The organism is Aeromicrobium sp. (assembly GCF_050700635.1).
GTDB lineage: Bacteria > Actinomycetota > Actinomycetes > Propionibacteriales > Nocardioidaceae > Aeromicrobium.
Genome location: NZ_JBOHDT010000095.1, coordinates 1 through 5,905 on the forward strand (window position 1 = coordinate 1; position 5,905 = coordinate 5,905).

Annotated in this window: 4 protein-coding genes and 1 pseudogene; 3 read left to right on the forward strand and 2 right to left on the reverse strand. The window is 64.2% G+C overall.

The genetic code is table 11. The annotated features are described in order from the left end of the window. The first annotated feature begins 299 nt into the window (after positions 1 to 299). The 3 genes from istA to ACRDPN_RS07455 all read left to right on the forward strand — a co-directional run bounded on the left by istA (position 300) and on the right by ACRDPN_RS07455 (position 3,372). Positions 300 to 1,514, forward strand: coding sequence for an IS21 family transposase (gene istA, locus ACRDPN_RS07445; RefSeq protein WP_431446752.1), 1,215 nt, complete (start codon positions 300 to 302; stop codon positions 1,512 to 1,514). Further along, complete coding sequence (gene istB, locus ACRDPN_RS07450) at positions 1,514 to 2,314, forward strand: IS21-like element helper ATPase IstB (protein ID WP_431446753.1); 801 nt, start codon at positions 1,514 to 1,516, stop codon at positions 2,312 to 2,314. The genes istA and istB overlap by 1 nt, the downstream gene beginning before the upstream one ends. Before the next feature lie 197 nt (positions 2,315 to 2,511). Beyond that, on the forward strand, positions 2,512 to 3,372 hold the full coding sequence (locus tag ACRDPN_RS07455; RefSeq protein WP_431446754.1) for an HNH endonuclease: 861 nt from the start codon (positions 2,512 to 2,514) through the stop codon (positions 3,370 to 3,372). Between the two features lie 68 nt (positions 3,373 to 3,440). Here the strand turns inward: ACRDPN_RS07455 and ACRDPN_RS07460 are convergent, their stop codons facing one another. Together ACRDPN_RS07460 and ACRDPN_RS07465 are read right to left on the reverse strand one after the other, a co-directional pair. Beyond that, positions 3,441 to 4,358, reverse strand: coding sequence for a hypothetical protein (locus ACRDPN_RS07460; RefSeq protein ID WP_431446756.1), 918 nt, complete (start codon positions 4,356 to 4,358; stop codon positions 3,441 to 3,443). Between the two features lie 61 nt (positions 4,359 to 4,419). Next, positions 4,420 to 5,905: pseudogene (locus ACRDPN_RS07465) on the reverse strand (vitamin B12-dependent ribonucleotide reductase); the annotation flags it as partial.

Below are 5,905 nucleotides of genomic sequence, written 5' to 3' on the forward strand. Positions count from 1 at the left end.
GTGTCGACGGGCTCACGGCGCCAATTTGGCTGGGTTAGGCCCGACGTGGCTTGACGACTCATTGGCAATGCGAGTACATCAGACTTCCAAGAGCGTCGTAGAAGCCGGGCCGTGACCAGACGATTGAGGAGCACCCAATGACATCAGTCTTCGCAGCGTGGGGGGTGTCGGCGATAGTGATGTGTCTATCCGCCGTCGTCCTCGGCACGAAAGGAATCAAACGAGGCTGGCTAGGTGTCGACGGCGCTCGAAAATTGAACAGTTTCGGCGGTGAAAAGTGAACACTCGACGATTGGAGAGTGATCACTTTGGAGGACTGGGCGCTGATCAGGAGGCTGGCCGCGGAGGGCGTGCCGAAGACGCGCATCGCTGCGCGGTTGGAGATCTCGAGGACCACGGTGATCAAGGCGGTGAACTCGGAGTCGCCGCCTCGGTATGTCCGGACGCCTGGGCCGTCGTCGTTCGTGGTGTTCGAGCCGCGGGTTCGGGCGCTGTTGGTCGAGACGCCGGATATGCCGGCGACGGTGCTGGCCGAGCGGGTGGGCTGGACGGGTTCGATCCGGTGGTTCTCGGAGAACGTCAAACGGTTGCGGCCGGAGCATCGCCCGGTTGATCCGGCGGACCGGATCGTCTGGGAGCCGGGTGACGCGGCGCAGTGCGATCTGTGGTTCCCGCCATGCAAGATCCCGCTCGAAGACGGGACAGCGAAGCTGCTGCCGGTTCTGGTGGTCACCGCCGCGTATTCGAGGTTCACGCTCGGACGGATGATCCCGACCAGGAAGACCGAGGACCTTCTGTTGGGCTCGTGGGAGCTGATCAAGGAGCTCGGCCGGGCCCCGCGCCGGTTGATCTGGGACAACGAACCCGGCATCGGCCGCGGCCAGCGCCGCGCTGAGGGCGTCGCCGCGTTCATGGGGACCCTGGCGACCAGACTGGTGCTGCTGCCACCGCGTGATCCGGAGTCCAAAGGCATCGTGGAGCGCCGCAACGGCTGGTTTGAGACCTCGTTCATGCCCGGACGGACGTTCACGTCGCCGGCGGACTTCAACACCCAGTTCAGCGACTGGCTCGCCATGGCGAACACCAGGACGGTCCGCACGATCAAGGCCGCACCGGCCGATCTGGTCGATGTCGATCGGGCGGGCATGTTGGCGTTGCCACCGATCCCGCTGCATCTGGGCTGGCGGAACCGGATCCGCCTGGGCCGGGACTACTACGTCCGGATCGACAGCAACGACTACTCCGTCGACCCGACAGCGATCGGGCGGATGGTCGACGTCGCCGCGGATCTGGACCGGGTCAAGGTTCGCCTCGATGGTCGTGTCGTCGCCGAGCACGAGCGGATCTGGGCCAGAGGTATCACGCTCACCGATCCCGAACATGTCGAGGCTGCCGGCCGGTTGCGCCGACAGTTCCAGCAGCCACGGCCCGTCCGCGACAGCGACGATGACCTGGTCCGGGACCTCGGCGACTACGACCGGGCGTTCGGCCTGCTCGACGGGCAGGTCAGCTGATGGGCACGGCGAAGACGACGACCGAGTCGGTCAAGCAGATCCACTACCTCGCCGCCGCGCTCAAGGCCCCGCGGATCACCGAAGCCGCGGCCCGGCTCGCCGATCAGGGGCGCGATGCTGGCTGGACATTCGAGGACTACCTCGCCGCGGTCCTGGAACGAGAGGTCTCCGCCCGCAACGCCTCCGGCGCTGAGCTGCGGATCCGCGCCGCCGGGTTCGGTGCCCGCAAGACGATCGAGGACTTCGACTTCGACGCCCAACCCGCCATCCGCCAGCAAGTCGGCTCGCTGGCGTCGGGCGGGTTCCTGACCGAGGCCCGCAACGTCGTCCTCCTCGGCCCACCCGGCACCGGCAAAACCCATCTGGCGACCGCGCTGGGGATCGTCGCAGCCCGGCACGGACACCGGGTCCTGTTCGCAACCGCGACCGACTGGGTCACCCGCCTCACCGAAGCCCACCGCCAAGGCCGACTCCCGCAAGAGCTCGCCCGGCTGCGGCGATACGGGCTGATCGTCGTCGACGAGGTCGGCTACCTCCCGTTCGAACAAGACGCCGCGAACCTGTTCTTCCAGCTCGTCTCCTCCCGCTACGAACACGCCTCGCTGGTGCTCACCAGCAACCTGCCGTTCAGCAGCTGGGGAGGAGTCTTCGGAGACCAAGCCGTCGCCGCAGCGATGATCGACCGCATCGTCCACCACGCCGACGTCCTCACCCTGAAAGGAGCCAGCTACCGGCTCCGAGGACGAGGCATCGACAGCCTGCCCAGCATCCGCACCACCACCGACGACACCGAGAACTAGACTGCCCAAAACCGTTCACTTTTCAAGCGCCGAAACTGTCCAGTTTTGGAGCGCCGCCGACAGCAAGTGAACGAACGGAACTGTGCAACTGGCCTGCAGTGCGCCGAACTTCGACTGCAGATCGCATGACGCAATCCAGGACGCCAGGTAGAACTGACTCCATGGGCTTGCCGGAACTAGAACTTAGACGTGCAGCCATGTCCTGGCTCGACGCGCGACCCGCGGTGGGAGTGGACTTCTCTTGGCTATCCACGTTCGAGTACGACGGCGAGCGAATCGCACTCTTGGATCGACAGCGCGGCATCCGAAAGCCACGACAACTCGATGCTGCCCTGGCCATCCGCACGACTTACACAGCTCCTGGCCAAACACCGCCGTATGCGGACGCGATCGGCGCGGACGGACTTCAGCGCTACAAGTATCGAGGCGATAACCCTCAGCACTCGGAAAACGTCGCACTACGCCGGGCATACCTCGATCGACTGCCACTCATTTGGTTCGTGGGGATCGGTGAGAGCCTGTACGAGCCCATCTACCCGGTTTGGGTCGTTGGGGATGATCCGGCCAACCTCGAGTTCACGCTGGCGTTGGACGCTGCGCAGCGCATATTCGATCCAGTTAGTGACCTTGATAGGGACACAAGGCGCTACATGGAGCGACTCACCAAGCAGCGCTTGCATCAACGTGTGTTTCGTTCACAGGTTCTGCAGGCGTACGAGGCCCGGTGCTCCGTGTGCAATCTCGGACATCGTGAGCTGCTCGATGCAGCCCACATCATCGGCGATGGCCAACCACTTGGTCAGCCAGTCGTTCCTAACGGTCTGGCCATGTGCAAGATCCACCATGCGGCCTTCGACAATCGCATTCTCGGCATCCGACCTGACGATCTGACCCTGCACATCCGGCAGGACATTCTCGATGAGATCGATGGACCGATGCTCCGCCATGGCTTGCAGGACATGCACGATCGGAAGTTGATGAAGCTACCGCGATTGCGCTCCGCCCGACCAGACACAACACGTCTGGAGCAGCGCTACACCGAGTTCTTGCTGGCGTAGCGGCAGCGGGCATTCCGAAGACTAACGAGGATCGCAAACCAGTTTCGATTCAAGGAAGTCGGGCGAGTTCAGAGACCCCCGGTATACGGATACCCGGGTTCCTGCATGATCTCGTAAACCAGCTTCTGAAACTCCTCGCTCCTATTGTGCTTTCGGGTGACCCGCCCAGTTCGCTTCTCATCCCAGTATTCATCCTCCTGGGGCACGTGATCAGCGAACTCGTCAATGAACAAGAGCACGGATTCCGTATCTGAGATGGGCTTTGCTGACTTCATCTGCATGAGTCCATACGTGCCGTCCCGGGGCCTAAGCAATCGCTCCGCCATGCGCATCCATTTCGGCCGATTGAGATGCTCAGCGACAGCGACTGCCCGGAAAAGTCCTCCGGGGTCCGCTTCATCGAGTCGTTCCATAAGCGCTTTGTCGGTCTCCCCTTCGGCTTCCGCAACAAGGTCGCGGACACGAGGCCTTGAGCTGAGGACGAGGGCAACCTTGCTGGCGATGAAAACGAACACGGAAATCCAGATCGCGAATACGAACTCCCGGGCCGGGGGAACCAGTGAGTCGGCGCCAGACCCTGCAAGAGCGATTATGACGGCCGCAGCTGCAACTCCGGCGACGAGGACGATATTCATGCCTACGATTCGCCATTTTCGCGGCTTGCCGAAGAGCGATCTCGCGAGGTCTGGCCCGATGCTCACTGCAGCGTAAAGGCCCGCACTCACAAGGATCGTGAACGTCCTAGCCAACTCAAGCCGGGAAGCAAGTGCCCCGGCGACCAACAACGCTAGAACGACGGGGAGCAAACGAAAAACCGCATAGCGAGGAAGGCTGCGAGTGACAAAGAGCTCGAGTCCTTGGTCGGGACCAAAATAGTGCTCCGGCCAGTTGAACTCGAAGGCTCGAAAGTAGGAACGCAATACCACGGCGACAGTCGCGGCGATCCCAAGTGAAACCGCAAGCTCGCGAACGTCGGCAATGGTCATCGACTGCCCTGGCTCTCCGTGCTGATGATGTGGACGGTCGGCTAGCAGCTCGCCGGTGCCATCAGCTGCAGCCGCTGGTGCTGCCGCAGCCTTCGCAGACGTGGCAAGAACCGGCGGGACGCATCTTGGTGCCGCAGTTCATGCAGAGCGGTGAGTCGATCGCTCCCCCGGTGATCTCCTCCAGGAGCTCGGCGGAGGTGTGGGCGGACGCCGGGGCCGGCTTCGCGGTCGATTCGACAGGCTCAACGACCGAGCTCGCCGCCGACTCCTCGACCGAGACATCCTCGGCCACGCTGGCTGCCTCGGCCTTGGCAGCCGGCTCGTCCTCCACGAGCTCGGCCGCGGTACTGCCGGCCGAGATTGGCTGGTGGGAGCCGGTGTCGAGGTAGCGCTGGCGCTCGTCGGCGGTGTGGATGCCGAGGGCGGCGCGGGTCTCGTAGTCGAGGTAGTCCAGCGCCAGGCGGCGGAAGACGTAGTCCATGACCGACTGGCTCATGCGGACGTCCGGGTCGTCCGTCAGGCCGGCGGGCTCGAACTTCATGTTCGTGAACTTGGAGATGAACGTCTCCAGCGGGACGCCGTACTGCAGCGAGATCGAGATCGCGATGCTGAAGGCATCCATCACGCCGGCCAGGGTGGAGCCCTGCTTGCCGAGCTTGAGGAAGATCTCGCCGAGCTCGCCGGACTCGTGGGCACCGGAGGTCATGTAGCCCTCGGCGCCGCCGACGCTGAACGACGTGGTGATCGACTGGCGCGAGCGCGGCATCCGCTTGCGGATGGGCTTCTCGACGACGACCGTCTCGACTTCCTTGTCCTTCGACTTCGCCTTCGCGTCGGAGAGCGGCTGGCCGACCTTGCAGTTGTCGCGGTAGACCGCGAGCGCCTTGAGGCCGAGCTTCCAGCCCTGGTAGTAGACGTCGGCGATCTCCTCGACCGTCGAGCTCTCCGGCATGTTCACCGTCTTGGAGATCGCGCCGGACAGGAACGGCTGCACCGCCGCCATCATCCGCACGTGGCCCATCGGGGCGATGGACCGCTCGCCCATGGCGCAGTCGAACACGCTGTAGTGCTCCTGCCGCAACCCTGGCGCGTCGATGACGTGGCCGTGCTGGGCGATGTACTCGACGATCGCCTCGACCTGCTCCTGCTGGTAGCCGAGCGAGATCAGCGCCCGCGGCACCGTCTGGTTGACGATCTGCATCGACCCGCCGCCGACCAGCTTCTTGAACTTGACCAGCGAGAAGTCCGGCTCGATCCCGGTGGTGTCGCAGTCCATCATGAAGCCGATGGTGCCGGTGGGTGCCAGCACGCTGGCCTGCGCGTTGCGCCAGCCGGTCCGCGCCCCGATCTTCAGCCCCCGCTGCCACTCCTGGGTGGCGAAGGAGCGGACCGCGGCATCGTTGTCGTGCAGCGTGCGGATCGCGTCGTTGGCCGCGGCGTGCTTGCGCATCACCCGCTGGTGCGCTTCCGCATTACGCGCGTAGCCCTCGTACGGGCCGACCACACCCGCCAGCTCGGCAGAGCGCCGGTAGGACACGCCGGTCATC